The following is a 2,166-nucleotide window of genomic DNA, read 5'->3' as shown; positions in this document are numbered from 1 at the left end:
TAGGTACTTGTAGTACCTATGCGCGGGTAGAACTCTCCCCGCTGAGAGCAGAGCTCGCGGCCGGGAGAACGAGAACACCGGCGCCGGAGACGAGCCGCGGCAAGTCGGCCAGGGAACTGCGGGGCACCCCGGACCGCGCGAAGCGCTGTACGCCCGCTGTGAGGGTCTGGGAGGCCCGTGATCGTCGCCCGGGAGCCCGGGAGCCCGGGAGCCCGGGAGCCCGGAGGCGCGGAGAACGCCGCAGGAGGCCGCACGGCGCCGGGAAGGATCAAGCGCGCCCGGGGTGATGGGCCCGGCGGCAAGCTCCGCCCGGCCGTGCGATTACTGCGCACCAAAACGATTGACCTTCGCATCAGCGAGGTCTTCCGCAGTCCCTACGGCGGGTGGGAAGAACGGGCTCGTCATCTGGTCAGTCACTCCTCAGTGGCGCGTCACCCTTGCGGCGACTCCCGCCCCCGCAGAAACTCGGGCTGACATTCATTGAGGGGGACCATGGAGATATCCAACGCGCACTTACCCGCAGCCGTTCGGTTCGAGTTCTGGGCTGACCTGGTGTCGGACCAGCTGGCACGGATGCGGGTCACCAGCCCGATCGCGTCGCGGGACTTCGTCGCACACGCGTCGTTGGCTCAGGCCGGCCCGGTGCGGTTGGCCTGGTTCCGCAGTCCCCCCGCGCACCTGTCGCGGACCTGGGCGGACGTGCGGGCGGACGACCCAAGCATGTATCAGCTGATGTTCGTCACCGGAGCTCCACTGTGGATCGAGCAGCACCGACAGGACTCAGGGCTCGTGCATGGGGCGTTGACCATGTTCGACATGTCGGAGCCGTTCCGCGGGGAGGTCCCCGACCGGGGTCACGACACCGAGGTGATCATCGCGCAGATACCGCACGACGTGCTGCCGCTGCCTGTGGACCGGGCGCGCCGGGCCATGGCCGTCCCAATGGCGGCATCCGGTGTGGGCGGGGTCCTGGCGGACCTGATGACGTCGATACGGGTGCACGGCGTGGACGCCGATCCCCGGGAGCTAGAGCACATGGGGTGGATGGCGGTCGACCTGGCGGGTGCGGTCATCGCCCGCCAGCTGGACGCCTACGGGCAGCTGCCGGTCCAGACCCGGCAGGACGTCATACGGGCACGGATCCTTAGCTTCATCGACGCGAACCTTACCGATCCACGACTTGGGCCAGCCACCGTCGCGGGATTCCACAATCTGTCGCTGCGCGCTTTGCACACGCTGTTCCGGCAACAGAACGGGGGGACGGTGGCGGCGCTGATCCGGCGCAGGCGGCTGGAGCGCTGTCGGGAGGACCTGACCAACCCGCGTCTGGACGCGCTGCCGGTGGCTGCGATCGGCGCGCGCTGGGGCATGGGCCATCCGCAGGGTTTCAGCAGGGCGTTCCGGATGATGTTCGGAGTGGCGCCGGGTGAATACCGGCGGGCGTCACGGATCGGTAAGCATCTGCGCACTGAGCGGTAACCGCGATCGAGGCCCTGCTCTTACGGTTCAGGACAGGGGCGCCGGCCAGGCCAAAGACCAGCCTGCACGTGCCTGTCGTCTGGGGGTAATCCCTCGGTCTTCGTTCTGGATCCGTTTGGAGGGGTCATGTAGATACCCGCTGTACAGCGATGGGCCGTCGCCGCTGCGACCGCCGCAATTGCCGCGCTGTCAGTTGCCACGCCCGCGCGGGCCCGTGCGGAGTCTCCCACTTCGACAGGCTCGCTTTGTCAGGCGTGACATTCGTGGGGGTGCGTCACCAGTGGCCCGAATGGCACATTGGTGCGCTTTCTATCCCCTACCTACCGTGTTCCTTGATCTAAATGATGGCTCTTCGAAGGGGAAACGTATGAGTGCTCGGGATTTAGCGTTGCTGGTCGCCTCCTCCGCTTTGGTCATGACGGGAGTTGCCGGCGCATCGACGGCGACCGCTTCCGACTCATCAGCGACTGCACTGTCGTGCAGCAACCGCCAGTACTTCCCCGGAAGCGGCGGACACGCTGGCGGATCTGTCAGGTGCACCGGGTCGGCCTTCATCGCTAAGGCGACCTGCTTCAAGTCGGGCTACGGCAAGTACTACCACTACGGAAACCGGGTCGAAACCGGCGGGACCTCGACGGTGTGGTGTGACCTGAACGCGACCATGGACTACGTGACCGGGGTCAGCGC

General features: G+C 66.9%; 2 protein-coding genes. Both read left to right on the top strand.

From position 1 onward, the window contains the following. The first annotated feature begins 492 nt into the window (after window positions 1-492). Entirely contained in the window at window positions 493-1,479 is a 987-nt protein-coding gene (locus ACZ6S6_RS37610) for a helix-turn-helix domain-containing protein (protein ID WP_469709518.1), read from the top strand. A gap of 367 nt (window positions 1,480-1,846) precedes the next feature. Then, a partial coding sequence (locus ACZ6S6_RS37605; protein ID WP_469709516.1) for a hypothetical protein occupies window positions 1,847-2,166 on the top strand: 320 nt, incomplete at its 3' end.

This window comes from Streptomyces sp. NPDC048671, assembly GCF_055587045.1.
Note: the sequence above shows the minus strand (reverse complement) of the source record. Positions and strands in the feature narration are given on the sequence as shown.

What these genes read in the sequence shown, in the direction of transcription:
- ACZ6S6_RS37610 (WP_469709518.1), top strand. Translation starts at nt 493, where the DNA reads ATGGAGATATCCAACGCGCACTTACCCGCAGCCGTTCGGTTCGAGTTC.